We start from the raw sequence: 24,679 nt of genomic DNA, 5'->3' as shown, positions 1-24,679 counted from the left end.
GAGCACCGGCGGCCACAGCTTGTCGGATTGCATCGAACTCGAGGAGATCCCCCTCGATCGGAGGGCAACTGACGGCCGGCTATGGCTTCGAGACGATCCGGTTCGCTGGGCTCATGCTTATATTGGCATTCCGCAGCGGATACCTCGCGGCATTTGTGACCGTGGACGTCGGTGTCGGAATGGGCACGCCGGGTTATTGAAGTCTGGCAGTCCAGGATTTGTCCAGCCCTGCGGCGAGCATCAGTCGTCCCGCAAGCGCGCCACCTGTCACCTCGCCGTTGCGATGCGCAAGTGGGTCGAGAAGCTGCGCAAACCGTCGCGGTCGCAGGAACGTTCCCCGCTGCGCCGCGTGCCGCAGAGCGTCCGCTATGAGCGATGGATCTTCCCGTGCTTCTATAAGATCGGCGATCGCGCGCTCAACGGTCATGGTCGGCAGTCCGTCAACGAGGGTCACGTCGACGGAGTGTAGAACCTTGGTTCGCAGTCGAACGCCGTCGAGTCGAGTCGTGCGTCGAGTCGGGGTCACGAAATCGCTCGTGTTGGGGAACCAGTCGCCGATGCTGTGCAGAGTGGTCGCTGTCACCCCCGCGGCGACCACCGATACCGAGCCGCCGAGAGCGAGCCAGTGGATCCGGATCGTATCTATCTCCAGCACCGCAGCCGGAGCGCCTGCCATGCGATACACGCCTTGAGCAACACGCTCGACTGCGCCGGAGGCAGCAAGACCGGACAGCGTCTTACGGGGGATCCCAGCAGCGGAGGCCTGCGACGTCGTGACCATGCCCCAGCGCTCGGACGCGATCGCTCCGAGGCGGGAAAAAGTGCGACCTGACATACAGCATTTGTAGCCTATTGGAGGGACAAAAGCTGATTTCAACGAGAGATCGGCGAACTGCTAGGTCCCTAGCACCCGCGGACGCGACTTGACGCGATCTCGGAAGCGCCGCGCTAGGGTTCAGAGATGAACTCGTTCCCGACTCCAGCGGATGTGGCCCGACGGCAGTCAGGCGAAATCGGCCCTGTAACCGAAGGCCATGCTGAGCGTCTGCGGTCGTTCGCGTTCTTCCCGTATCGGGGACCCCGGCAGGCACCAGGCACGATCGAGCCAGTTGAGTTGGGACGCCTCGCGTGGGAAGAAACATTGACGTCGCTCGCGCATCTCTCCGAGCCCGAAGAGTGGACGGGGTCTACGCCGACCGGACGCCCTTTGCCGATCCTGGATAGCTTCTTGCGGTACACATATCGGCGGTTGGTCATGGAAGACAAGATCGCGGTAACCGCGGATGGCGAGTTCGCGGCTTTCAACACAGGCCTTCTCACTCCTCATGCCGAAGAAATCTTCGGCTTCTTCCAGCGCAACCAGCACGCAGCGCAGCGTTGGTATTTCACCGGTTGGGTAACTGAGTCGAGCCGAGACCTCCTGCGGAACTTCGATCAACCGCCGCAGATGGCCGAGTACGTAACTTCGGCTTCGGAGTTGGTCTACGACTGGCGACGCGAACTCAAGCTTGCGTATGACCACATTCTGGGGGACAACATCGATCGATTCCCTGCAGAGATGATCGAGCAACCGCTACGCGCTCGACAGGCCCTTGATTCGGCCATCAATCTGACGTTGCGTCGAGTCCGACGAAACCACAAGCTCGTAATCCCGCAGTGGTATCCCAAGCTGGGAGAAGCGGGGGCTCAGTTCTTGATGCCACTGGACCTGACAGGCGATCGGACTGCCGATCTAGCGCTCGTGGTCTCGGTTGTAGGTGACCGAGCGTATCGCGGTCATACGGTACTGACCCTCGACATGGCCTACACAAACGCGCGTCTAGTCGCCAGGCCAGATAGCGATTGGCTCGCCCCTAGTGCGACCGCCATACCATCAGTGGACGATGCGTTCTCGGACGATGAAGTGGGTCCCGAGCTGGAGGCCTAGTCAACGACTACTGCGCGTTCAGAGGCCGTCTGCTGAGCGGCCACCGGCACAAAACCGGCACAACCGCCGAGGCCACTCCTCCAGATATCGCCCCACATACGACAAAACCCCCGGAAAACCGGGGGTTTCATTCTGTAGCAGGAGCGGGGCTTGAACCCGCGACCTCACGATTATGAGTCGTGCGCTCTCACCAACTGAGCTACCCTGCCGCGATGCATCCGCAGATGCCGCGAGCCCCGAGTCAGGATTGAACTGACGACCCCTTCCTTACCATGGAAGTGCTCTGCCACTGAGCTATCGGGGCATGCCGCCTTCAGAAGGCAACCACACGAGGATATCATCCCCGGCGCGTGTGTTCGAACGCGCACAGGCCGCGCGCGTCGATCACTCGACCGTGATCTCGTCTCCCAGGAGGGTGGCCAGGCTCGCGTCCGCCGCAGCCTCCTCGTCGTCGGAATAGCGCGTGTTCGCGTACTCCTGCAGCCAGGGCAGGGGGTCTGTCGTCGACCCGTTGATGATGATCTCGAAGTGCATGTGCGCACCGTACGAGCGGCCGGTGTTGCCGGTGAGCCCGACGATGTCGCCCGCCTCCACCTTCTGGCCCTGGACGACCTGCAGAGAGCCGTACTGCATGTGCGCGTAATGGCTCGTCACAACCTTGCCGTCGATGACGTGGTCGATGTACACCGTGACGCCGTAGGCGCCGCCCGACTCCGTCGCGATGCGCACGACGCCGTCGGCGATCGCCTGGACGGGAGCCCCGTCGCCGGGCGTGAAGTCGATGCCCTCGTGCAGGCGGCCCCAGCGCATGCCGTAGCCCGAGCTCATGCTCGTCCCCACCGCGAAGGGCCACTGGATGTCGGCGGAGGCGTCGTTGGTGAAGAACGCCCCGGAGGTGCTGATGCCGTCCGCCGACGCGATGGTGGCGAGCGTCTCCGCCGAGTAGCCCTGCGAACGCTGGACATCGAGGTTCTGGACGTCCGACGAGGCGACGAACGCCTGGATCTCCTCGTCGCCGAGCGCCTGCTCGTCGCTGTCGGCCGCGATCGAGACCGACGCGGCGGCGTTCGCGCCGTCGCCCTGCGCGATGGCGCCGAGCGGCGTCGTCATCCCCACGGCGAGGAGGCCGATGACGCCCATCGCGCCGATCGACGCGGCGGTCGTCGCGACGCGGCGGAAGGCGGGACGACGACGCGGGGCGACATGCGCCGCGTCCGACGAGACCTTCTCGGGCGTCGGCGCCTTCGCGGCCTCCGCCGGAGCGACGACGGGCGTCTCCCCCGTGAACCGGAGGGCGCGCGCCGCCGCGAGGAACTCGTCCTCGTCGCGGGGAAGCGGGATGGCTCCCGTCGCGCTCGCGACCTGCTCGGCGACCTTCAGGGGCTCGCCGAAGTCGGCGTCTCCGTCGTTGATGATCTCGGGAGTGGCCGAGGCGAGCTCGCGCAGCCGCCGACGCGTGAGAGGCGGCTCGGGCAGCACGGCCTCGTCGGCTCGCGCCTGCACACGATCGGACTGCGGGTTCGGCGGGGTCGTCACGCGAAGATCGCGACGCGAGCGGCGCGGGGGCGCGGCTTCGGCCGAGGGCATGTCGAGCGGCAAGGAGGCGTACTTTCCGTCGGTCACTGTGGGGGACAGCGAGAAACGTGAACGGGGAGTGATCGCCTCTCCTGCGTTCGGGTCGCAAAAGTAACGATCGCGTAACCAACGTAGCGGATGATCTCTGGGAGCGCCATCCACGGCCCTCGGCTGGGGATGAATTTACGGCACATGACGCCCTGTGCACGAATCGAGCGTCATGCGCGGAGCACGCCGACGAGCTTTTCGTGCAGGTGGGCGCTCGCGGCGACGAGCATCCTCCGCCCCCGTTCGTCGGCGTCGAGCCATCCGATCCGCCCGCCCGCCTCCTCCACGAGGAGCGAGCCGGCGGCCATGTCCCAGGGCTTGAGCCCGCGTTCGTAGTAGGCGTCGAGGCGCCCGGCGGCCACGAAGGCGAGGTCGAGCGACGCCGCACCGGCACGGCGGAGGTCACGGGCGATCGGCATGACGCGGCTCAGCTCCGCGATGGCGCCCGCGTGCGTGGCCGGGTCGTACCCGAAGCCCGTCGCGACGAGCGCGCCGGCCGGGGAGCCCTCCGTCACGGAGAGGCGCTGCCCGCCGAGGAACGCTCCGTGCCCGCGCGCGGCGACGAAGACCTCGCCGAGAGCGGGCGCGGCGACGACGCCCGCCTGCACCTGCCATCCGCCCGGGTCGGCCGGCCCCGTCACGGCAGCGATGCTCACGGCGTACGACGGCTGTCCGAAGGCGTAGTTGACGGTGCCGTCGATCGGGTCGACGACCCACGTGACGCCGGATGCGCCCTCGTCTCCCCCGGACTCCTCGCCCAGGAACCCGTCGTCGGGGCGCGCCGCGGAGAGCCTCTCGCGGATGAGGGCCTCGACCTCCTGGTCGGCCTCCGTGACGATGTCGGCGATCGTCGACTTGCTGGCGGCGATCGCGACGCCCTCGGCGCGTCGGCGCCGGGCGAGCTCCGCCGCCTCGCGGGCGATGTCGATGGCAAGGTCGCGCAGCTCGAGTTCGAAGGTCATGCCCCCACGCTATCGATCCTGCGCCACGGCGCCCCTGGTGCCGGCCGTCGCCGTGCCGTCAGACGACCGGAGGAAGGGGCGGACGCGGCGGGATGTCCTGGCCTCCGGGACCGGAGGATGGGTCGGGGGCGGGCTGCCCGGAGGACGTTTGCGCGGGCGCGGACCACTGCTGCCCGGACGGATCGGGCGCGGCGGAGGGGTCCTGCCACGACGGCGCCTGCGACCACTGCGGATAGGTCGGATACCCCGTGTAGTACGCGTTCCAGTCGGGGCTCCCGTCGGGCAGAACCGGAAGCGGCGTGACGCCGTCGACGTATGTCGGCCACGCCTGCGGCTGCGGAGCCGCCCCGACCGGCGCCCACGAGTCGGCGACGCCGTACGAGGGTGCGACCTGCGGCACGGAGGCGCCCGGTGCGCCGGCGTACGCCGACCGGGGCCGCTTCGGCGCGAACAGCGCGTTGAGCAGCGGGAGGATCGTCGTGCCGACCGCCGCGAGGATGGCCAGGGAGACGACGATGCGCCAGTAGAGCTCGCCGTACTCGACCGTGCGCGGGAAGGTCAGGAAGAAGACGAGCATCCCCGCCAGCGCGAGGAGGAAGGCCGTCGTCACGATCGCGATGGTGCGCGTGAAGGTCGTCACGTGGCGCTCGTGCGCCTTCCAGTAGAGGCGCGCGTGCAGCAGCGTGAGCTGGAGCACGCCGATGACGAGCACGAACTGGAAGAACCGCTCGGCCCCGTCCACGCCGTAGCCGTATCCATAGCCCATCGCATCCCGCCCGTACGGGGGATCCTTGATCCAGATCTTCACGGCCCCCACGAGGAGGACGACGATCCACGACACCATGCTCGCGAGCGCGAACCAGTCCGGGCGACGCGGCGCGAGACCCGCGTCGAGCAGGACGACGCCCGCGAACGCCGCGAGCAGCAGGACGGTGAGGAAGGCCTTCCCGATGAGCCCGTTCTGGTCCCCGACGAGCACCCAGACGACGCACACGAGCGCAGCGGCGATGAGGGCGCCGATCGCGATCCAGATCGAGCCCTTGATGAGCTTCGACATCGGGCGATCCTCGGGCTGCGGCGGCTGCTGCGGGTCATACGGCGCGTACGGTGCAGACATCTTCATCCCCTTCGACGGGCAGGGCGGGTGCGGTGAGGCCATCCTTCCACGACGCGCCGGGCTCCGGGAGGCTCCCCGCCGAACCGGGGGCAACGCGCCCGGGCAGCCGCCCGGCCGGAGGATTTCGGCTCGCCGCCCTCACCGGGTAACATGATCTCTCGCGCCTCCGGTCGTCTGTCCAAGTCGGGCGGGTGCGCACTGGCGAGTTGCCCGAGCGGCCAAAGGGAGCTGACTGTAAATCAGCCGCGTCATGCTTCGGGGGTTCGAATCCCTCACTCGCCACCCCTGTGCAAGAGCCCCGGATCGCATCGATCCGGGGCTCTTGCGCTGCCGAGGCGCCTCCCTGCGGCTCAGCCGAGCCGCTCGACGGCCTCCCGGATCGCCCCGATGCCGGCCTCGATCGTCTCCCGGTCCGTCGCGAACGACATGCGGAAGAACGGCGCCACGCCGTAGGCGGACCCCTGGATGACGGCCACGCCCGCTTCCTCGAGGAAGTAGAGCGCGACGTCCTGATCGTTCTCGAGCACGGCGCCGGTGGGCGTCGTGCGGCCGAGGAGTCCGCGGCAGTCGACGAAGAGGTAGAACGCCCCGTCCGGCACGATGGGAGCGAGCCCGTCCACCGCGCCGACGAGCTCCACGGCGCGGTCCCGCCGCTCGCGGTACACCGCCGCGGCCTCGGCGACGAACGACTGGTCCCCGGTCAGCGCCTCGGCGGCGGCGGCCTGCGTGATCGAGGAGGGGCACGACGACGTCTGCGACTGCAGCAGGTTGATGGCCCCGATCACCCCGGGATCGCCGACGGCGTAGCCGAGCCGCCATCCCGTCATGGCGTAGCTCTTCGAGACGCCGTTGACGGTGAGGACCCTGTCGCGGATGCCGGGGGCCGCCTGCGCGAGGCCCACGGCGCGCTCGTCGCCGAACACGATCTCGTCGTAGATCTCGTCCGTGAGCACGCGCACGTGGGGCGCCTCGGCGAGGACCTCGCCGAGCGCCGCGAGCTCCCCGCGCGTGTAGAGGACGCCCGTCGGGTTGCTCGGGGCGTTGAGCACGAGCCACTTCGTCCGCGGGGTGATGGCGGCCCGGAGCGCGCCGGGCGTCACCTTGTAGCGGTCCTCGGCGCGCGTCGCGAGGATCACCGGCGTCCCGTCGTTGGCCCGCACCATGTCGGGGTACGAGACCCAGTAGGGCGCCGGGACGATGACCTCGTCGCCCTCGTCGAGCGATGCCGTGAACGCGAGATAGACGACCTGCTTCCCGCCGCCGCCCACGGTGATCTGCGCGTCGTCGTACCGGATGCCCGTCGTCCGGAGCAGTCGCGTGCGGATCGCCTCGCGCAGCCGCGGCGTGCCGTTGACGGGCGTGTACTTCGTCTCCCCCGCCTCGATGGCGCGGATGGCCGCGTCCTTCACATGACGAGGAGTGTCGAAGTCCGGCTCTCCGACGGTGAGGTCCAGGACGTCCCGGCCCGCGGCCTTCAGCTCGCGCACCCGGGCGGCCGCCGCCGAGCTCGGCGACTCTCTGATCCGCCGGACGCGTGCCGCGGGCATGAAGGGGACGGATGCGGTCACGGGCGCGCCCCCAGTCCCTGATCGGGGTCGACGTCGTCGATGTCGGTCGTGAGTCCCTTCTCGCGCAGCACGTCGTGGAGGTTGCAGAGGTCGATCGTCGTGCGCCCCGCCTTGTACAGCTCGATGAGCTCGGCCTCGTGCTCCTCGCGCGCCTGGGAGAGCGCGGCGACCCGGTCGATCTCGTCGTGGCGCACGACGACGACGCCGTCCGCGTCGCCCACCACCGCGTCGCCCGGGTGCACGAGCTGGCCTCCGAAGACGAGGGGCTGGTTGATCGGCCCGAGCGTCTCCTTGACGGTGCCCGTGATCGACACGCTGCCCGAGAAGACCGGCAGGCCCAGCTCGCGCAGCGACGCGGTGTCGCGCACGCCGCTGTCGGTGACGACCGCGGCGACGCCCTTCGCCTTGCTCGCGTTGCCGAGGACGTCGCCGAAGGTCCCGGCCTGGGCGAGCTCGCCGGCCGAGACGAGCAGCACGTCGCCGGGCTGCGCGTAGTGGATCGCCACCTGCAGCATGAGGTTGTCGCGCGGGGCGCACACCACCGTGAAGGCCGAGCCGGCGAAGCGCATCGACGGATCGACGGGCTTGATGTGCGAGGCCACCGCGCCACGACGCCCCTGCGCCTCGTGGATGCTCGCGGTGCCGAACCGGCCCAGGCGCGCGATGGCCTCGGGGGCGGCGCGCTCGAGGCGCGTCGTGACGTGCGGCGGGGTCGTCAGGGGACGGACGGACGTCGTGGTGCTCATGCGTTTCTCCTGTCGAAGGTGAGTCCTCCGGGCACCTGGAAGGTCGGCATGATCTCCAGGAGGCCCACGTTCACGTGCCGCGGCGCGGCGATCGCGAAGTCGATGGCGGCGACGATGTCCGCGGTCGTGAGCGACTCGTACCCCTCGTAGTAGGTCTCCCACGCCTCCTTCATCGCCTCGGGCGATCCGCCGAGGTTGCGCCCGAAGATCTCGGTCTCGACGCGCCCGGGCGCGATCTCCGTCACGCGGATGCGCTTGCCGACGGTGTCGTTGCGGATCTGTCGCGAGATCTGGTGCACCGCGGCCTTGGTCGCGTGATACGCGGTGTGCCCGAAGAAGTTGTACAGCCCCGCGATGCTCGAGACGTTGACGATGTGGCCGAGATCGCGCTCCGCCATCCCCGGCAGGAAGATCCTCGTGAGGTGGAGCACGGCGCGGAGGTTCACGTCCACCATCGCGTCGACGGTCCCGCGCGAGGCGTCGAGGATGTTTCCCGGCGCGCTCACGCCCGCGTTGTTGACGAGGACGTCGACCTCGATCCCCGACAGCTCCTCCTCCAGCCGGTCGGTGTCGGACAGGTCGACGGCGTGCGGGACGGCGCCCGTGCGCTCGGCGAGCGCCTCGAGACGCGCGGCGTCCCGCGCGACGGCGTGGACGACGATGCCGTTCGCCGCGAGCCTCTCGACCGTGGCGGCTCCCATCCCGGTCGACGCGCCCGTCACGAGGGCGGTCCGATAGTCGCTGTAGGGCACGGATGCCCCTCCTTTCGTTGCCGCGGCGCCGTGCGCCGCGAGGTCTCGTGGCGGCGTCACTCGTCCCGTAGCGGGACGTGCGCGCGATCGGTGACGGTGAGCACGGCGAACAGGGTGCCGAGCGAGGTGACCACCGCGTAGAACGCCGGCATGTAGACGTTGCCCGTCAGCCCGATGAGCCAGGTCATGAGCAGGGGCGCGGTGCCGCCGAACAGCGCCGAGGAGATGTTGTAGCCGAGGCCGTAGGCGCTGTAGCGGATGCGCGTCGGGAAGAGCTCCACGATGAGGATGTGGATGACGGCGGTGTGCCCCGCGAACACGACGGCCATGGTGCAGGCTCCGAGGATGGCGAGGCCCAGCTGTCCCGTCGCGATGAGCGCGTAGGCGGGTATCGCGACGATGGCCATCGCGATCGCGGCGCCGGCGATCACGCGCTTGCGGCCGACGCGGTCCGACAGCGCGCCCATGACCGGGATGGCGATGCAGATCGCCTCGAGGCTGCTCGCCGTGACGATGAGCGCCGTGCCGATGTCGAACCCGATCTGGTCGCCCTTGAGGAACGTGGGCATGTAGCTGAACAGCACGTAGTATCCGGATCCGTTCATGAGCGGGATGATCAGGGCCAGCATCATCGCCCGGCGGTGCTCGGGCGTCGAGAACGCCTCCTTGAGCGGGTTGCGGGAGAGCCCGCCCTCCGCCTTGAGCCTCTGGAAGTTGGGGGTGTCCTCGAGCGACTTGCGGATGTACCAGCCGATGACGCCGAGCGGCACGGCCACGAGGAACGGGATGCGCCAGGCCCACGCTCCGAACCCGCCGCCGTCGATGGCCTCGGCCGTGAGCCACGGCGACATGAGGTAGGCGACGATCGTGCCCGTGAGGAGCGCCGCGAACGACGCGATCTGCGCGAGGCTCGTGTGCAGGCCGCGCCTGCCCTCCGGGGCGTGCTCGGCGAGGAACGTCATGGCGCCCGCGGCCTCGCCGCCCACCGAGAAGCCCTGCAGCATGCGCAGCAGCACGAGGAGGATGGGGGCGGCGATGCCGATGGCCGAGTACGGCGGCAGCAGGCCCAGCCCGGCCGTGGCGACGCTGATGAGCATGATGACGGCGACGAGCATCCGCTGTCTGCCGAAACGGTCGCCGAGGATGCCGAAGAAGATGGCGCCGAGCGGGCGGACGAAGAACGACACGGCGTAGCCGGCGAAGACGAAGACGAGCGCGCTCGTCGCGTCGTCGCGGGGGAAGAAGACGAGGGCGAGCGCCGACGCCATGAAGGCGAAGATGCCGTTGTCGTACAGCTCGACGAAGATGCCGATGCAGCCCGCGGTGACCACCTTGCGGCGGCTCGGCTGCTGGTCGATGCGGACGGTGCGGGTTCGTGTAGCGGAACTCATGGGAGATTCCTTTCGAGTGGGCGGAGCGGGACGAGGTCGTCCGCGCCGATGCAGGAGTAGACGGTCGCGACGCGGTCGCGGAGGGCGTCGAGGCGCTCGCGCCACGCGCGCGCGTCCCTGCCCGCCTGGTCGACGGTGACCCCGCGGAACACGACGGACGCCTCCGGCCGCACCTGGCCGAGGGCGTCGAGGGAGGTGGAGGTCGCGACCGCCAGGACCGGATAGCCGGCGGTGACCCCTCTCCCGCGATGGAGGACCAGGAGCTCGTCCCCCGGCGGGACCTCGATCGCGCCGACCGGGATGCCGCGAGAGATCATCTCGTCGGCCCTCACCCGCTCGGGGAGCGATCCGGTCATGCGCAGCCCGATGTGGTCGCTCTGCGTGCTCACCCGGTAGGGCGCGTCGAAGAGGCGGCGGGACGTGCCGGCGAACTCCTCGATGTCCGGGCCGTCGGTGACGTCGACGTAGGCGGTGTCGCCGAAGTGCGGGCGATCCACTCCGAAGTGGAAGAGCGAGATGCCGAAGTAGGGGTTGACGGGAGCGGCGGTGCGGGCGCGCAGGGCGATCGCGGCGCCGTCCGCCAGCACGGTGCCGAAGCCGATGACGGTGTCGGGGGCGCAGCTGCCCAGGAGATCCGGCACGTCGAACGATCCGTGCACGGCCACGTACGTGCGCATGCCCGCCGTCATCGATGCCAGCCGCACCTCCTGCCCGGCGACGACGGGCACGGGCTCCCACATGGGCCGGGCGCATCCGTCGACCGTGACCTCCATCGACGCGCCCGTGACGGCGATGAGGACGTCGGTGTCGGGGACGAAGGCGACGTCGAACGCCGTGGCCTCGATGATCGGGGCGTTCTCGTCGTTGGCGACGAGGATGTTCGCCACGCGCGCGGAGTACTGGTCGAGCGCGCCGTTGACGGGGAGGCCGAACGCCGGCCCGCGCGCACGGCCGAGGTCGGTCACGGCGCTGCGCCCCGCGACGGTGACGACGAGACGAGGGCTCATCGTGTCGCGTCCTCGGGTGCGAGCCGGCGGCCGGCGAGCTCCTCGAACCGCGCCTCGTCGATCCGCTCGAAGCGCAGCGTGTCGCCCGGGGCGTAGGGCACGAGCGGCTCGGCGGCGAGGTCGAGCACCGTGTACGGCGTGCGGCCGATGAGGCACCATCCGCCCGGGGCGGCGGCCGGCGTGATGGTCGCCTGACGTCCCGCGAGCGAGACGGCTCCCTGCGGGACGTGCGTGCGCGGGCTCCGCAGGCGCGGCACCGGCACGGGGAGCGACGGGCCGTCGAGCATGGGCGAGCCGCCCGGGGCGCCCAGGCATCGCACCACGTAGGTCGGAGCGGTGTGCGCAGCGACGACCCCCTCGGGCGTCAGGCCGGTGACGGCGGCGACGTGCCCGAGGTCCGGACCGCCGTCGCCGCCGTAGAGCACCGGGACGACGAAGCGGCGCGAGGGACCGGGGAGGGGCGCGGCGGGGTCGATCTCCGCGAGGAGAGCCTGCAGCACGGCCGTCATCGCCGCGTACCCCGTCGTCGTCGCGTCGAACTCGACGAGCACCGACTCATACGTCGGGATGGCGCTCAGCACCCCGTCGACGCCGTCCGACGTCACGCGACGCGCGAGCGCGTGGACGACGCGCCAGTCGGCCTCGCGGTCGCCCGTCGTCCCCGTCACACGGAGCGCGGACTCGCCCGTCGGCAGGATGGTCGCGATGCTCACGGGCGGAGCGCATCCGCGTCGAGGGGGGCGACGTCCACGCCCGCGGCCTCGAGCGATGTCCGGATCCGCCGCGACAGCTCCACGGCCGACGGGTTGTCGCCGTGGAGGAGGATCGTGTCGGCGGCGACGGGGAGGAGCACGCCGCCGCGACTCTCGACGACGCCGTCGAGGACCATCCGGACCGTCCGCCGTGCGATCTCGTCGGCGTCGTGGATCACCGCTCCGGGCTTCGAGCGCGGCACGAGGGTGCCGTCGTCCTGGTAGGCGCGGTCGGCGATCCCGACGATGCCGACGGCGAGGCCCGCCGCCCGTGCCGCGGACGCGAGCTCGCCGTCCTGCGCGAGCACGACGAGCGTCGGGTCCACGCCGAGCACGGCGTCGACGACGGCGGCCGCGTAGTCGGGGCGCGTCGCGACGAGGTTGCCGAGCCGTCCGTGCGGTGCGAGGTGCGCGACGCGCGTGCCGTGCACGCGGGCGAACGCCGAGAGCGCGCCGAGCTGGTAGACGACGTCCGTGCGCACCTCGTCCGCGGTGAGGTCCATCGCGCGTCGGCCGAACCCGACGAGGTCCGGGAAGCTCGGATGCGCCCCGACGGCGACTCCCCGGCGGACGCACTCCGCGACCGTGCGGTCCATGATGCGGGGGTCGCCGGCGTGGAAGCCGCACGCGATGTTGGCCGACGTGAGGACGTCAAGGAGCGCCTCGTCGTCTCCCATGCGCCAGTCGCCGAAGCCCTCGCCGAGGTCGGCCACGAGGTCGATCGTCCGAGTCACCCGGGGGCTCCTTCCGTCGTCGGGGACATGCCGTTCGGTCATGTCAGAAGCACGCTATTGAAGTGAATGTTTCCCCCGCGTAAAAGGCAACGAGATTTGCCAGATCCTTGCCAGATCCGCTCGGCTCGCAGAAATGCAGTGCGGTAGTCTCGGCCACATCAGCCATCCATCTGGCAATTTTCTTGCCATGTGAGAGGAGCTCCGATGGCGATCCCCTCCCCGAGGAATTCCCGCAGGGTCACCCTGACGGACATCGCCGCGGCGTGCGGCGTCGCCCCATCGACCGTGTCTCGCGCGCTGTCGAACCCGAATCGCGTGAGCCCCGCGATGTACGAGCGGATCGTGCGCAAGGCCCGGGACATGGGCTACCGCTCCGCCGCGCTGACCGACGACCGCGACCGGATGGCCCGGGGCAGCGTCGCCCTCGTGCTGCCGAACCTGTCGAACCCCTTCAACCTCGACGTCATCCGCGGCAGCCAGGCGCAGGCGCAGGCGGCGGGCTACCTCCACCTGCTCGTCAGCACGGAGGAGTCCGTCCACGTCGAGACGACCTGGCTCGGGGAGCTCTCCCGCACGGTCGACGGCGTCGTGCTCGCCTCCCCGCGCGCGGACGACGCGGTCATCCGCGACATGGCCGACAACGTCCCGCTCGTCGTGCTCAACCGCGAGATCGAAGGGCTGACGGGAGTGCTCATCGACACCCCGTCGGGGCTCGCGCAGTCTCTCGACTACCTCGTCTCACTCGGCCATCGGCGTATCGCGTACGTGCGCGGGCCTGCGAGCTCGTGGAGCGATCGCGCCCGGTTCGCCGCCCTGACGGGCGCGGCCGAGGCCCACGGCGCCGACCTCATCCCCGTCGGCTCCTTCCAGCCGTCCCTCGCCTCCGGCGCCGCGGCGGCCGACGCCGTCGCCCTGACGCCGGCGACCGCGGCGATCTTCTTCAACGACACCCTCGCGATCGGGGCGCTGCAGCGCTTCCGGCGGCTCGGCATCGCCGTCCCCGGTCGGATGAGCGTCGTGGGCTGCGACGACATCTTCGGCGCGTCCTTCGCACACCCGCCGCTGACGACGGTGACCTCCCCCGGCGAGCGCGCCGGGCGTGACGTCACCGACCTCCTCATCGGCCGGCTCGCGACGCGCGACCGCGGCCACCGCGTGGACCGCATCGCGGCGCACCTGTCGGTGAGGGAGTCGACGGGGCCGGCCCCCGGGTGAAACCCTCCGGCGCTATGCGGCGTCCTCGAGCACGCGCTCGACGAACGCCCGCGACCGCCGAGCGGTGCCGTCGATCTTCCTGTCGACGCTCGCGCGGTACTCGTTCGGCGCGAGCGGCAGCGCGAGGCGCACGTTCTCGTGACACGAGAGGTCGGCGCAGATGTACGTTCCGATGCTGTCGCCCTTCTCCCCCGCGCTCCCCGCCTTCCGCGCCGTGAACATCGTCACCTGGCTTCCCGGCTGCATCGTGCGGCAGATGTTGCAGATGCCGTGGCGCGCGTTCGACGTGCTCGACGCCGCGCGGAGCACCACCCCCGTCGGCGCGCCGTCGATCTCGGCGACGAGGTACCCCCGGCTGCGCGTGTTCGGATCGCGCCAGGCGAGGAAGTCGAGGTGGTCCCACTCGGTGAGCGGGAAGTCGTGGGGCAGCGCGACGACCGCGAGCTCGCGGTCGTCCGCGTTGACGAACGAGTCGATGACCTCGTCCTCTGTCAGCGGTCGCATCCGTTCCTCCTCGCCTGTGGGCATCCGCCGGACAGTCTACGAATCTCCCGGCGCGGCGGGGCGGATGGGTAGGCTTTCGGTCATGGCAGACTCCAGCTTCGACATCGTCTCCAAGATCGACCGGCAGGAAGCCGACAACGCGCTCAACCAGGCGCGCAAGGAGGTCGAGCAGCGCTACGACTTCAAGGGCACGGACTCGTCGATCGAGTGGAGCGGCGAGGCCATCCTCATCAAGGCGAACAGCGAGGAGCGCGCGAAGGCCGTCCTCGACGTCTTCCAGTCGAAGCTCATCAAGCGCGGCATCTCGCTCAAGAGCCTCGAGGCGGGCGAGCCCGTCGCCAGCGGCAAGGAGTACCGCATCACCTCCACGCTGAAGGAGGGCATCGCGCAGGAGAGCGCCAAGAAGATCGGCAAGATCATCCGCGACGAGGGCCCCAAGGGCGTGAAGTCGCAGATCCAGGGCGACGAGCTGCGCGTCCAGTCGAAGAGCCGCGACGACCTGCAGGAGGTCATCCGCCTGCTCAAGGCCGCCGACCTCGACATCGACCTGCAGTTCATCAACTACCGCTGAGGCGAGCTGTGGCCTGGGGGTTCTCGGTTTCCGTCTGCAGAGAGTCCGGCCGCTGTGCTCGGGGGATGGTCGAAGCGCACGATCTACGAGTGGGTCCGCTCGGAGCGGATAGCGTCCAGGCTCATCGGCGGCAAGATGCACGTCCTCGCGAAGGCCGCTGATCGGCTGGGCGAGACGCTGAAGCGAGGACGCCCGAGCGGCATTCCGACACGCCGCTGAACGTCGAGCGAAATCGAATATGGAAATCTTGCGTTCATAGCACAGTGTTTAGTGGACGGTGGAGCATTCCGCCCAGACAGAAGCCCCGGAACGGTCCCTGAATAGAGTCATACCGCCGAGGCTTCGTCGTGTCAGTCGCCGCCAAAAATGTACTCGCTCCCGTCGTCGCTGACCATATTCCAATCGCGTTTCATCTGGTCGAGACTCCCCTCCGGGTCAAGCGCCCAATCGCGAATCCTCGCGGCCGTGCGCTCATCGTTCTCGTCCAAGCGCCCATAGGCCACCGCCCTTTCACCTTCGTCCGTATCCCGCCCGTCAGGGACTACCAGGTCCCGGCTGCGGATGTCGTAACTGGTCAAATCGAAGAGCAGCTGGGCCCCGGGCACAAGACTCTGAGTCAAGAGCACCTCCGCGTCAAGACGCGCTTCCTCGGCGTCGCTTCTAGGAAGCGGGCTGGTGAGGGCCGCCGACCGGCCGAAACCGATCCTCTGATGACGGACCTCGGACAGCCACCGTTGCAACGCACGAGCCTCGACAAGCGCCATCTCCTGGAGACGAAGTCGCCTTTCGGTCCTTTCCCGCTCGTCTTGCGCCGCCACCCGTTGCCGCTCAACATCGTGCGCGAGCTTCGTCGCACGACCCGAGGCAACTAACGCAGCGATCGAGACGACCACCGTCGCAGCGCCGAGTGCCGCCGGTATCCAAATCTGCGCCCACCACTCGAACGTCAAGTAATCCGTCAGGCTCACACTCCCATCATTCCCCCGTTCCGACGACGCACAACTACTGACACCGGCCCAGGCGCCCGGATCGGAGGCCTCCAGCCCCGCGGACGACCAGTCACCGCGGAAACACGCCAGCGCGTACACGAGCTTCACGCTGAGGAAATGTCGCGGAACTCGATCGCGAAGACGGTCGGACTGTACGGGGCGGTGGTGACGAAGATCGCGAAGCAGCTGGGCTTGTCGTTCGACCGGTCGGCTACGGCGGCGGCGGTTGAGGCGCATCGGGTGGATCTGGCGGAGTCGCGGCAGTTGTTGGCGGAGAAGATGATGGCCGCGGCGCATGGTCTGCTGGATTCGCTCGACAGCCCGTACGAGGTGTTCAACTTCGGCGGGAAGGACAACACGTTCAATTCGCACACGTTACAGACGTCGCCGGTCGAGGTGAAGCGGTCGATCATGACGACCGCGGAGACGAGGCCCGCCGCCGCGGTCACGCGCAACTCACCCTGCGCACATATGCCGAGATCCCGTGGAACGCGCCCTTCTACGCGCGCGCTGGCTTCGTAGAGGGCGAAGCAACGGCATCGTTCCACCACGCGTTGATCCGGGCCGAGGTCGCGCAGGGTCTCGACGGCTATGGGCGCCGCATCATTATGACGGCACCGCTCACGTAGCCGCTCAGGGCATCCGCGCGGCATCCGGGCATCCGCGCACGAGAGGCGGGCAGGCCGGGCGAGTCGTCGACGGGCGCACCGCCGTATATCGCGCGCGACACGCCCGCAGGGGCATCCCTCCCCGCTCGCGCCGGAGCGCATCACGACCGAGCATCCGAGGCACGTCACGAAAGCGCCTGCGACGGAAGCTCGGTGCCCGCCGTGTCCCCCGAAGAGGGGACTGCGTCCCGATTGTCCTCTGCGTAGCGTGGGGGATTCGACGTCGAACCGCACGAAGTGTGAAATCGAAGGAGAGACGATGAACATCAATATGGGCTCGAAGCCCGTTCAGAGCAGGGTCCCGGCGAGGAGACCACCCCGAGGCCGTCTGACGCCCATAGGAGCTGTCGTGGCCTCGCTGGTGTCGTTCGGCGTTGCGGCATCGGCATCGGCGGCCGAGGAGCCCCCCGTGTCCCCCGAGACGCAGATCTTCGAGGAAGGCGGCACGCTCACGGCTGAGCAAGCGGCGGAGCTCGACGCGCTCGAGTCCGCCACCGACTTCGGCGCCAAGACGTTCGACATCGGTGCCGCAGAGGATACAGGGGCGTCTGCGCAAGGCATCGCGGACTTCGCTCACGTTCTCGAAACGCAAGGGTGGACGACCATCGGCGGTGGGCTTACGGTCTCCCCGTCTACGGCGACTGCGCAGATCATCGCGACGGCTGCTGCCGCATGCACGGGCAAGAGCGGGTACACCGGCTTCTACGGGGCGTTCTGGCAGTGGGCGCTGAACTCGTGTCAGACGGACACGCTCATCGCAGGCGTGGCAGCGGGGGCCGCTGGTGCAGGCGCTGTCGCGGCAGTCTTCGCCGCGGTTGGCGTCGCGCCGGCTGCGGGTGTCAGCACTGCGATCGGCGCATTGGTAGGTGCCAATGCCGCCTTCCTCACCGTCTGCAAGACCGCTAGTTATGGCGTGCACGCCATCTACCTCAACGCCTACGTCACCGGCGGCGTGGGATGCTGGGGGCAGTAGATCATGAGCACCACATCATTCAAAGACAACCTCCGGCATCTCTCGACACGCTGGCTCACCTTGGGAGCGCTCGCAGGCGGACTGCTTTGCCTGGTCGCGGTGATCCTCTTCATTTCGATAGCGGCGGTCTCTGCTGGCGGTGACGTTCCCAGTGCGTCTACTGCCATTCAGGCGACGGTTTTCCTCGTGATCGGCCTGGCGCTGACGACGTGGACATCGTTCGCTCTACGGCGACGCACAACGAGTTCGTCACACTGAACGAACCCACTCATGCCGATCCCTTCCGCACCTGGGAGGGATCGGCTTCGTCGCTGTGACAGAGTGCGGCGGGGGACGTCGATCCCGGGTCGGGGTGCTTGGTGGATGCTCTCGTCCCCGGCGTTACCTTCATCGACGGCCAGCTCGGCGGCCGTGGCCCGCGCTTCCTCGACGAGGAACTGGCGTCCCAGCCTGTTCGCCGTGCGATCGTGGCGATCCTCGCCGACGGCCAGCCCAGCGCGGGCCACCTGATCGGCGTCGAGATCCTCCACGCGTCCCGGCTGCTTCGTCCTGAAGACCTCCTCGACTGACTGACGACGGAGTCACGCACACCCGCCCGAGCGTCTCAGACGAAGCGCACCGTCTCCTGCAGGCGCGTGCGCACGTCGAACAGCTCGTTGCCGCCGATGTCGCGCGCCCCCGGGACGCCCGTGCGCAGCACGTGGTGCAGGACGCTGCGGCGCACGACGACGACGGGTGTGCCGCGCACGGTGCCGAGCGGGTTGACGGCCTGCACGAGGTCGTCGTCGGGCAGCACGACGATCGCGCCGCCGAAGCGCACGCGCGCGGCGCGAGCGATCACGCGCATGCGCGACAGGAGAGCGGCGACCGGCGCGCGGGATCCTGCCGCCGGGCCGATGATCTCACCGCGGCGGAACCGCACCTCGCCGCCGAAGTCCTCCGACATCACGCCGTAGAGGCCCGACGGGCTGAGCACGACGTGGTCGAGCTTGTCCTCGGCGCCCTGCCCCGCGGCCACGTCGTGCCACACCGTGAAGCCCATGCCGAGGCCGGCCACGGTGCGAGCCGTGGCCTCCTCGGCGAGCGCGTCGGCGAGGAGGCGGCGGAGCTCCCAGGGCGCCGCGCGCACCAGGTCGGGGGCGTACGGGTCGGGGACCTCGACGCCGCGACCGGCCCATTCGCGGATGAGCTCCAGGTAGCGCTCCCGCCGCCAGCCGCCCGGATGCCCGTACGACCGGGCCCGCGGGCGCGTATCGGCCCTCGCCGGCGGCGCGTGCCCGCCGCCCCACGCCGTGTCGGACGCGAGACCGTTCCCGCGGTCGTAGACCGCACGGCCCTCGGGAGTGCCGACGAGCTCCCAGGCGCGCTGCACCTGGATGAACACGGCCGCGTCGCCGCCCGTGTCGGGGTGCGTCTGGCGGAGCCGCAGCCGGTAGGCGCGACGGAGCTCGGCCTCGTCGGCGGTCGGCTCGACGCCGAGCACCTCGTAGGCGGACGCCGAGAGCGGGCTGTCGAACATCTCACTCCCTCCGGCCGCGATATCCAGGCTAAGTCAGCCGCGGGCCTCGGAGGTCGGTCCTCAGGCAGCTCGCCGCGGACACATCGACAAGCCGCCCTCGGGCGACTCGGCGCGACCTCAGGTGCTCGAAGGCCCCTGCTGCGGCCCCGAGCCCGGCGCGGGAGGTCCGGAATAGCCCTGCTGCGGCGGGTACGCGCCGCCCGGTCGCGGCGGGTATCCGCGTGCGGCGCGCTCCTCGTCCGCCTTCAGGATGCCGTTCTTCACCGCGGTGCGGATGATCAGGTATCCGATCCACAGCACCAGCGCGAGGATGGCGAGGTAGAGGACGATCCCGAAGATCACCACTCCGATCCCCAGCCCCGCGGCCCATCCGTAATCGTCGTTGTACATCGTGAACCCCCTTCGTCGACGGACTCTGTCCAGAGCACAGTATCGAGCAGGCCCCTCCGAGCGCATCATCGGCTCGGGATGCTAGAGTCGAGATCTGCGCGCTTCTGTCGCGCATCGTCGTGTCTTGATCGCGCGGAGGGCTCAGCCCGCAACGCGCCTCGCGAACATCCTGCCGCGGCGAACGGATCCGGCACCCGCCGAGTTCGCCATCCACCGCCGCGCCGGCATACGAACCTCGCTTCCCCGTGCGCGACGGCTTTCTCGAAAGCAGTCACCCTTGACCACTGCTCCCACGCAGACCGAGCCCACCTTCGCCGATCTCGGCGTCCCCTCCAACCTCATCGACGTGCTCGTCGCCGAGGGCCGTCCGACCCCCTTCCCCATCCAGCGCGAGACGCTGCCGTCCACCCTGGCCGGCCACGACGTGCTCGGCCGCGGGAAGACGGGATCGGGCAAGACCCTCGCCTTCGCCATCCCGCTCGTCGCACGTCTCGCGGCGGCGTGCCAGCCCCGCACGGCCGGCCACCCCTCAGCGCTCGTCCTCGCTCCCACCCGCGAGCTCGCGACGCAGATCGCCCGCGTCGTGACGCCGCTCGCCGAGGCCGCGGGCCTCACGACCACCGTCGTCTTCGGCGGCGTCTCGCAGAAGCCCCAGGAGGCCGCCTTCCGCGCCGGCGTCGACATCGTCGTCGCCTGCCCCGGCCGCCTCGAGGACCTCATGGGCCAGGGCGTCGTGAACCTCGACCGCATCGCCGTGACCATCCTCGACGAGGCCGACCACATGGCCGACCTCGGCTTCCTGCCCGGCGTCACGCGCATCCTCGCGAAGACCCCGGCCGGCGGCCAGCGGATGTTCTTCTCCGCCACGCTCGACAACGGCGTGGACAAGCTCGTGAACAGGTTCCTCAAGAACCCGGTGCGCCACTCGATCGACTCGGCCGAGTCGCCCGTGCCCGCGATGACCCACCACGTGTTCGAGGTGTCGGACGACGACAAGGCCGAGCTCGTGCGCACGCTCGCATCGGGCGTCGCCCGCCGCATCCTCTTCACCCGCACGAAGCACCAGGCGAAGAAGCTCGCCAAGCAGCTCACGGCCCACGGCATCCCCGCGGTCGACCTGCATGGCAACCTGTCGCAGAACGCGCGCGACCGCAACCTCGGCGACTTCTCCGCGGGCCGCGTTCGCGTGCTCGTGGCGACCGACGTCGCGGCGCGCGGCGTGCACGTCGACGGCGTCGACCTCGTCGTGCACGTCGACCCGCCCGCCGAGCACAAGGCGTACGTCCACCGCTCCGGCCGCACCGCTCGCGCCGGCTCCGCGGGAGACGTCGTCACCGTCATGCTGCCCTCGCAGCGCGGCGACACCGCCCAGCTGCTGCGCAAGGCCGGCATCAAGGCGCAGCCGCAGCGCGTGACGTCCACGAGCGCGGCCGTCGCCGGGCTCGTCGGCGAGACCGCGCCGCACATCGCTCCCGCTCCGGGCGCTCCGGGCGCGGGCAACGCGCCCGCTCAGGGCAGCACGGGCGGCGGCGCGTCGCAGGGTGCCAACGCCCGCCGCAAGCGCGCGGGCCGCGAGGGCGGGCAGGCGACGCAGGGCGGTCGCGGCGGCCAGGGCCAGGGCGGTCGCGGCGGATCCCGCGGCGGCCAGGGCGGCCAGCCGCGAGGCGGCAAGGACAACAGCGGGCGCCCGCAGGCCGGAGGCGGACAGCGCGTGTACTCCACGTCGTCCAACGACGCCGCGCCGCGGACCCATGCGGCGGGCGCCGACGGCGGCGCATCGCGGCCGCCGCGCCGCCGTCAGCCACGACGGGCCTCCGCGCCCGCTCAGACGACGCGGGGCTGATCCCTTTCAGACGCCCCCGGCCATCCGACGCGGATGGCCGGGGGCGTCTGCGTCGCCGCCGCTACGGTCGCGACACGATGAGCCGCAGCGCCCCGTCGAAGGTCGCGGCGGTGCGGAGCGCTCCGTGCCGCGCGTCCCACGCGCCGGCGTCGAGGTCGGCGCGCAGCGACCTCTCGAAGCGTTCGCCCACCGCGGCGTCGACGAAGCTCCATGCCGAGTTCGCCGATCGCGCGCCGGGATCGAGGAGCGCCTCGGGGCGGCCGTAGTAGGCCTCTCCGAACCCGTCCGTGCAGTCGAGCGGGATCGGGAGCGAGGAGACCTCGACGACACCGCCGAGTCCGTCGGCGACGGCCGCGATGCTCGGGTATCTGCCCGCTTCGGTGGCGATGACCTCCGGAGCGTACTCGGCGAGCCAGAAGCGATCGAGCGCGGTGGGGTCGCACGTGAGCACGACGACGGGGCCGGTCGTGACGCGGCGCAGCTCGCGGAGCCCCGCGCGCAGGTCGCTCCGCTGATGGACGGTGAACGAGGCCAGGGCCGCGTCGAAGGCGTCGTCCGCGAACGGCAGCGCCTCGGCCGTCGCATCGATGGCCGTCGCGAGGGAGGCGGGACGCTGGGCTCTCATCGAGGCGCTGGGTTCCACGGCGGTCACGTCCCGGTCGACCGGTTCGTACGAGCCGGCTCCCGCGCCCACGTTGACGACCGTGCGGGCGTCACCGAAGGCCGCCTCGATGGCGGCGAGGATCCGCGGGTCCGGGCGTCGGTACGTGGCGTACCCGGCGCCGATCACGCCGTAGTCGGCGTCGCCCGCGCTGCCGTCCGCCATCCGCTCGATCATGCGCCCACTTCCGCCGCTGCCCCGCAGGCTACTCGCCGCGCGAGATGCGCACCATCTCGTCGCGCGGGACGACCTTGATCCGGGCGCGCCCCTGCGGCTCGCCCAGCGCGACCTCGTGCGCGTCCAGGCGATGCCAGCCCTCGAGGTCGGTCCAGGCGATGCCGCGCTCGGCGAGGAGGGCCGGGATGGCCTCGTCCGAGGAGTCCTCCGGCTGCCACCACGACGCCTGGTCGTTGACGATGTGCTGCACGGTCTCCATCGCGTCGGACTTCGTGTGGCCGATGAGCCCCACGGGGCCGCGCTTGATCCAGCCCGTCGCGTAGAGGCCCGGCACCTGCTCGTTCGACTCCTCGTGCAGCACCTGCCCCTCGTGGTTCGGGATGACGCCGTGCCGCTCGTCGAACGGCACGCCCGGGAGCGGCGATCCGAAGTAGCCGACGGCCCGGTACAGCTGCCCGAGCTCGACCTCGCGGTACTCCCCCGTGCCGACGACCCCTCCCTCGGCATCCGGCCTCGTCCGCTCGTAGACGAGGGCGGCCACGCGGCCGGCCTCGTCCGTGCGCACCTCGACGGGCCTCGCCCAGAAGTGCAGGTGCAGCCGCCGCGAGGCCTCCCCGCCCGCGCCGTTCGCGCCGGGCCGCGTGCGCCACTGCTGCAGCACGCGGTCGATGACCTTCACCTGCTTGTTCGACGCGACCGCCGCCTTCGACGCCTCGTCGTAGTCGAAGTCCTCGTCGTAGACGACCATGTCGACGTCGCGCAGCTCGCCGAGCTCGCGGAGCTCGAGCGGGGTGAACCTCACCTGCGCGGGCCCTCGACGTCCGAAGACGTGCACATCCGTGACGGGAGACGCCTCGAGGATCTCGTAGACGTTCTGCGGCACCTCCGTCGGCAGCAGGTCCTCGGCGTGCTTCGCGAGGATGCGCGAGATGTCGAGCGCGACGTTGCCGTTTCCGATGACTCCCACCGAGGCGCTCGTGAGCGGCCAGGTGCGGGGCACGTCGGGGTGGCCGTCGAACCAGCTGACGAAGTCGGCGGCGCCGAACGAGCCCTCGGCCGCGATGCCGGGGATGTCCAGGTCGGCGTCCCGCACGGCGCCCGTGGCGAAGACGACGGCGTTGTAGTGCTTCTTCAGGTCGTCGAGCACGATGTCCTCGCCGAAGCGCACGTTGCCGAAGAAGCGGATGTCGCCGCGGTCGAGCACCTCGCGCAGGGCGCCGATGACGCCCTTGATCCGCGGATGGTCGGGGGCGACGCCGTAGCGGACGAGGCCGTAGGGCGCCGGGAGGTGCTCGAACAGGTCGATCGACACGTCGAAGCTGCGTTCGGCCTTCAGGAGGATGTCGGCGGCGTAGATGCCCGCGGGGCCGGCGCCGACGATGGCCAGACGGAGCTTGGTCATGTGCTTCCTTTCGATCCGCGCCCGGGGTGCTCAGGCGCTCGTGACAGGCGAGTCTCCCGCGCCGTCCTGGACGGATGCCATCAGCTGGAGCGGATGGCGAGGCTCTCCGCGAAGCGCGTGAGCGCCTCGCGGACCGTGCCGCGAGGCAGCGCGTCGAGGGCGGCGACGGCTGCCCGGGTCCACTCGAGCGAGAGCTCGCGCGTCGCCTCCGTGACCTCGTGGTCGCGCAGCTCCGCGAGCGGGCCGTCGAGGAGGGACGGATCGGCTCCCTCGGCGATGCGGGCGACGCCGTCGTCGATGCGGCCCAGGAGTTCGCGGGACGCCTCGTCCTCGCGCCTCGCGAGCAGCAGGTACGGCATGGTCGGCACGCCCGCACGGAGGTCCGTGCCGGGCACCTTGCCGGTGTCGCCGGGCGCGGCCGAGAGGTCGATGACGTCGTCGGCCAGCTGGAAGGCGACGCCCACCTTCTCGCCGTAGGTGCGCAGCGGCTCGATGAAGCGCTCGTCGGCTCCCGAGAAGTAGGCGCCGGCGCGCGCGGCGGCGGCGATGAGCGACCCCGTCTTGTCGGCGAGCACCTGGATGTAGAACGCGATCGGGTCGTCGCCCGGCTGCGCTCCGAGCGTCTCGTGCATCTGGCCCAGCACGAGCCGCTCGAAGGTCTCGGACTGCAGGCGCATGGCCTCCTCGCCGTTGCGTGCCATGATCACGCTCGCGCGGGAGAGCAGGAGATCGCCCGTGAGGATGGCGATGCTGTTGCCCCAGACCTGGTGAGCGGCCTCCACGCCGCGGCGGCGGTCCGCCCCGTCCATGACGTCGTCGTGGTAGAGGGAGCCGAGGTGCATGAGCTCGAGCGCCTTGGCGGCGTCGACGACGCGCTGCGAGACGCCGCCGCCGAGCTGCGCCGTGAGGAGAACGAGCATGGGACGCACGCGCTTCCCGCCCGCCTCGTAGAGGTAGCGGCTCGTCGCGTCGACGAGGGGGTCGGCCGCCTTCAGCTCCTCCGCCAGCTCGCTCTCCACGCGCTCGAGTCCCTCCTCGATCCTCGCCGCGAGACGGCGCGCGATGGGACCGGCGAAGACGCGGTCGTTCAGACCGAATCGGCTCGCCAGCGGGGAACCCGGCGCGGAGGGGCTCGGAGTCACCCGTCCAGCCTACCGTCCGACGCGGACGGCCAGCTCCTCCGATCCC

26 protein-coding genes and 3 tRNA genes are annotated in these 24,679 nt (G+C 70.2%); 9 read left to right on the top strand and 20 right to left on the bottom strand.

Annotated features, from left to right (window positions below; genetic code table 11):
- Nucleotides 1–193: 193 nt before the first annotated feature.
- Nucleotides 194–835 (bottom strand): type IV toxin-antitoxin system AbiEi family antitoxin domain-containing protein, encoded by a 642-nt coding sequence (locus N8K70_RS02930; RefSeq protein ID WP_317140120.1) that lies wholly within the window; start codon nucleotides 833–835, stop codon nucleotides 194–196.
- 126 nt (nucleotides 836–961) lie between these two features.
- On the opposite strand from N8K70_RS02930, the gene N8K70_RS02925 reads away from it, so the two are divergent.
- Entirely contained in the window at nucleotides 962–1,927 is a 966-nt protein-coding gene (locus N8K70_RS02925) for a DUF3825 domain-containing protein (RefSeq protein WP_317140119.1), read from the top strand.
- A gap of 135 nt (nucleotides 1,928–2,062) precedes the next feature.
- Here N8K70_RS02925 and N8K70_RS02920 read toward each other — a convergent pair.
- The 5 genes from N8K70_RS02920 to N8K70_RS02900 all read right to left on the bottom strand — a co-directional run bounded on the left by N8K70_RS02920 (nucleotide 2,063) and on the right by N8K70_RS02900 (nucleotide 5,629).
- A tRNA-Met gene (locus tag N8K70_RS02920) sits at nucleotides 2,063–2,136 on the bottom strand.
- A gap of 23 nt (nucleotides 2,137–2,159) precedes the next feature.
- Nucleotides 2,160–2,231 (bottom strand) — tRNA-Thr (locus tag N8K70_RS02915).
- Nucleotides 2,232–2,311: 80 nt separating this feature from the next.
- A complete protein-coding gene (locus tag N8K70_RS02910; protein WP_317140118.1) occupies nucleotides 2,312–3,463 on the bottom strand; it encodes a M23 family metallopeptidase in 1,152 nt (383 codons plus the stop codon).
- Nucleotides 3,464–3,720: 257 nt separating this feature from the next.
- Nucleotides 3,721–4,512, bottom strand: a complete 792-nt coding sequence (locus N8K70_RS02905; RefSeq protein ID WP_317140117.1) for an inositol monophosphatase family protein — start codon at nucleotides 4,510–4,512, stop codon at nucleotides 3,721–3,723.
- Between the two features lie 58 nt (nucleotides 4,513–4,570).
- Entirely contained in the window at nucleotides 4,571–5,629 is a 1,059-nt protein-coding gene (locus N8K70_RS02900) for a hypothetical protein (protein WP_317140116.1), read from the bottom strand.
- 200 nt (nucleotides 5,630–5,829) lie between these two features.
- On the opposite strand from N8K70_RS02900, the gene N8K70_RS02895 reads away from it, so the two are divergent.
- Nucleotides 5,830–5,911: transfer RNA gene (locus tag N8K70_RS02895), tRNA-Tyr, on the top strand.
- Nucleotides 5,912–5,979: 68 nt separating this feature from the next.
- On the opposite strand, the gene N8K70_RS02890 is transcribed toward N8K70_RS02895, so the two are convergent.
- Genes N8K70_RS02890 through N8K70_RS02860 form a run of 7 tightly spaced genes read right to left on the bottom strand, consistent with a single transcriptional unit; the run spans nucleotide 5,980 to nucleotide 12,579 of the window.
- Nucleotides 5,980–7,197 carry an aspartate transaminase gene (locus N8K70_RS02890; protein WP_317140115.1) on the bottom strand — a complete coding sequence of 406 codons (1,218 nt, stop codon included), beginning with the start codon at nucleotides 7,195–7,197 and terminating at the stop codon, nucleotides 5,980–5,982.
- Entirely contained in the window at nucleotides 7,194–7,943 is a 750-nt protein-coding gene (locus tag N8K70_RS02885; RefSeq protein ID WP_317140114.1) for a 4-carboxy-4-hydroxy-2-oxoadipate aldolase/oxaloacetate decarboxylase, read from the bottom strand. Before N8K70_RS02885 ends, N8K70_RS02890 begins: the two co-directional genes overlap by 4 nt.
- Nucleotides 7,940–8,695, bottom strand: a complete 756-nt coding sequence (locus N8K70_RS02880; protein ID WP_317140113.1) for an SDR family oxidoreductase — start codon at nucleotides 8,693–8,695, stop codon at nucleotides 7,940–7,942. Before N8K70_RS02880 ends, N8K70_RS02885 begins: the two co-directional genes overlap by 4 nt.
- Before the next feature lie 56 nt (nucleotides 8,696–8,751).
- Nucleotides 8,752–10,086, bottom strand: a complete 1,335-nt coding sequence (locus tag N8K70_RS02875) for an MFS transporter (RefSeq protein WP_317140112.1) — start codon at nucleotides 10,084–10,086, stop codon at nucleotides 8,752–8,754.
- The gene (locus N8K70_RS02870; RefSeq protein ID WP_317140111.1) at nucleotides 10,083–11,093 is read right to left on the bottom strand and encodes a 5-oxoprolinase subunit C family protein; all 1,011 of its coding nucleotides are present in this window, start codon (nucleotides 11,091–11,093) and stop codon (nucleotides 10,083–10,085) included. The genes N8K70_RS02875 and N8K70_RS02870 overlap by 4 nt, the downstream gene beginning before the upstream one ends.
- Nucleotides 11,090–11,806, bottom strand: coding sequence for a 5-oxoprolinase subunit B family protein (locus tag N8K70_RS02865; RefSeq protein WP_317140110.1), 717 nt, complete (start codon nucleotides 11,804–11,806; stop codon nucleotides 11,090–11,092). Before N8K70_RS02865 ends, N8K70_RS02870 begins: the two co-directional genes overlap by 4 nt.
- Entirely contained in the window at nucleotides 11,803–12,579 is a 777-nt protein-coding gene (locus N8K70_RS02860) for a LamB/YcsF family protein (RefSeq protein ID WP_317140109.1), read from the bottom strand. The genes N8K70_RS02865 and N8K70_RS02860 overlap by 4 nt, the downstream gene beginning before the upstream one ends.
- 204 nt (nucleotides 12,580–12,783) lie before the next feature.
- Here N8K70_RS02860 and N8K70_RS02855 point away from each other — a divergent pair, with 204 nt between their 5' ends.
- A complete protein-coding gene (locus N8K70_RS02855) occupies nucleotides 12,784–13,794 on the top strand; it encodes a LacI family DNA-binding transcriptional regulator (protein WP_317140108.1) in 1,011 nt (336 codons plus the stop codon).
- A gap of 12 nt (nucleotides 13,795–13,806) precedes the next feature.
- Here the strand turns inward: N8K70_RS02855 and N8K70_RS02850 are convergent, their stop codons facing one another.
- A complete protein-coding gene (locus N8K70_RS02850; protein WP_317140107.1) occupies nucleotides 13,807–14,298 on the bottom strand; it encodes an FBP domain-containing protein in 492 nt (163 codons plus the stop codon).
- Between the two features lie 82 nt (nucleotides 14,299–14,380).
- Here N8K70_RS02850 and N8K70_RS02845 point away from each other — a divergent pair, with 82 nt between their 5' ends.
- Complete coding sequence (locus tag N8K70_RS02845) at nucleotides 14,381–14,869, top strand: YajQ family cyclic di-GMP-binding protein (RefSeq protein ID WP_317140106.1); 489 nt, start codon at nucleotides 14,381–14,383, stop codon at nucleotides 14,867–14,869.
- A 350-nt stretch (nucleotides 14,870–15,219) separates the two neighbouring features.
- On the opposite strand, the gene N8K70_RS02840 is transcribed toward N8K70_RS02845, so the two are convergent.
- The gene (locus tag N8K70_RS02840) at nucleotides 15,220–15,837 is read right to left on the bottom strand and encodes a hypothetical protein (protein WP_317140105.1); all 618 of its coding nucleotides are present in this window, start codon (nucleotides 15,835–15,837) and stop codon (nucleotides 15,220–15,222) included.
- Between the two features lie 138 nt (nucleotides 15,838–15,975).
- Here N8K70_RS02840 and N8K70_RS02835 point away from each other — a divergent pair, with 138 nt between their 5' ends.
- From N8K70_RS02835 to N8K70_RS02820, 4 genes are all read left to right on the top strand, one after another.
- Nucleotides 15,976–16,380, top strand: a complete 405-nt coding sequence (locus N8K70_RS02835; protein ID WP_317140104.1) for a hypothetical protein — start codon at nucleotides 15,976–15,978, stop codon at nucleotides 16,378–16,380.
- A gap of 495 nt (nucleotides 16,381–16,875) precedes the next feature.
- Nucleotides 16,876–17,499, top strand: a complete 624-nt coding sequence (locus tag N8K70_RS02830) for a hypothetical protein (RefSeq protein WP_317140103.1) — start codon at nucleotides 16,876–16,878, stop codon at nucleotides 17,497–17,499.
- Nucleotides 17,500–17,502: 3 nt separating this feature from the next.
- Complete coding sequence (locus N8K70_RS02825) at nucleotides 17,503–17,757, top strand: hypothetical protein (protein WP_317140102.1); 255 nt, start codon at nucleotides 17,503–17,505, stop codon at nucleotides 17,755–17,757.
- 101 nt (nucleotides 17,758–17,858) lie between these two features.
- Complete coding sequence (locus tag N8K70_RS02820) at nucleotides 17,859–18,068, top strand: hypothetical protein (RefSeq protein WP_317140101.1); 210 nt, start codon at nucleotides 17,859–17,861, stop codon at nucleotides 18,066–18,068.
- Between the two features lie 35 nt (nucleotides 18,069–18,103).
- On the opposite strand, the gene N8K70_RS02815 is transcribed toward N8K70_RS02820, so the two are convergent.
- Together N8K70_RS02815 and N8K70_RS02810 are read right to left on the bottom strand one after the other, a co-directional pair.
- A complete protein-coding gene (locus N8K70_RS02815; protein ID WP_317140100.1) occupies nucleotides 18,104–19,018 on the bottom strand; it encodes a J domain-containing protein in 915 nt (304 codons plus the stop codon).
- A gap of 117 nt (nucleotides 19,019–19,135) precedes the next feature.
- Nucleotides 19,136–19,408 carry a hypothetical protein gene (locus N8K70_RS02810; RefSeq protein ID WP_317140099.1) on the bottom strand — a complete coding sequence of 91 codons (273 nt, stop codon included), beginning with the start codon at nucleotides 19,406–19,408 and terminating at the stop codon, nucleotides 19,136–19,138.
- Between the two features lie 277 nt (nucleotides 19,409–19,685).
- On the opposite strand from N8K70_RS02810, the gene N8K70_RS02805 reads away from it, so the two are divergent.
- Nucleotides 19,686–21,251 (top strand): DEAD/DEAH box helicase, encoded by a 1,566-nt coding sequence (locus N8K70_RS02805; protein ID WP_317140098.1) that lies wholly within the window; start codon nucleotides 19,686–19,688, stop codon nucleotides 21,249–21,251.
- A 61-nt stretch (nucleotides 21,252–21,312) separates the two neighbouring features.
- Here N8K70_RS02805 and N8K70_RS02800 read toward each other — a convergent pair whose 3' ends face one another.
- The 3 genes from N8K70_RS02800 to N8K70_RS02790 all read right to left on the bottom strand — a co-directional run bounded on the left by N8K70_RS02800 (nucleotide 21,313) and on the right by N8K70_RS02790 (nucleotide 24,633).
- Nucleotides 21,313–22,077 carry a methyltransferase domain-containing protein gene (locus N8K70_RS02800; protein WP_317140097.1) on the bottom strand — a complete coding sequence of 255 codons (765 nt, stop codon included), beginning with the start codon at nucleotides 22,075–22,077 and terminating at the stop codon, nucleotides 21,313–21,315.
- A 40-nt stretch (nucleotides 22,078–22,117) separates the two neighbouring features.
- Entirely contained in the window at nucleotides 22,118–23,491 is a 1,374-nt protein-coding gene (locus tag N8K70_RS02795) for an FAD-dependent oxidoreductase (RefSeq protein ID WP_317140096.1), read from the bottom strand.
- A gap of 80 nt (nucleotides 23,492–23,571) precedes the next feature.
- Nucleotides 23,572–24,633 carry a polyprenyl synthetase family protein gene (locus tag N8K70_RS02790; protein WP_317140095.1) on the bottom strand — a complete coding sequence of 354 codons (1,062 nt, stop codon included), beginning with the start codon at nucleotides 24,631–24,633 and terminating at the stop codon, nucleotides 23,572–23,574.
- Nucleotides 24,634–24,679: the final 46 nt, after the last annotated feature.

This window comes from Microbacterium sp. AB (genome assembly GCF_032878875.1).
Lineage (GTDB): Bacteria > Actinomycetota > Actinomycetes > Actinomycetales > Microbacteriaceae > Microbacterium > Microbacterium betulae.
The sequence above is the reverse complement of the archived record's forward strand: the minus strand, read 5'-3'. Positions and strand labels throughout refer to the sequence as shown.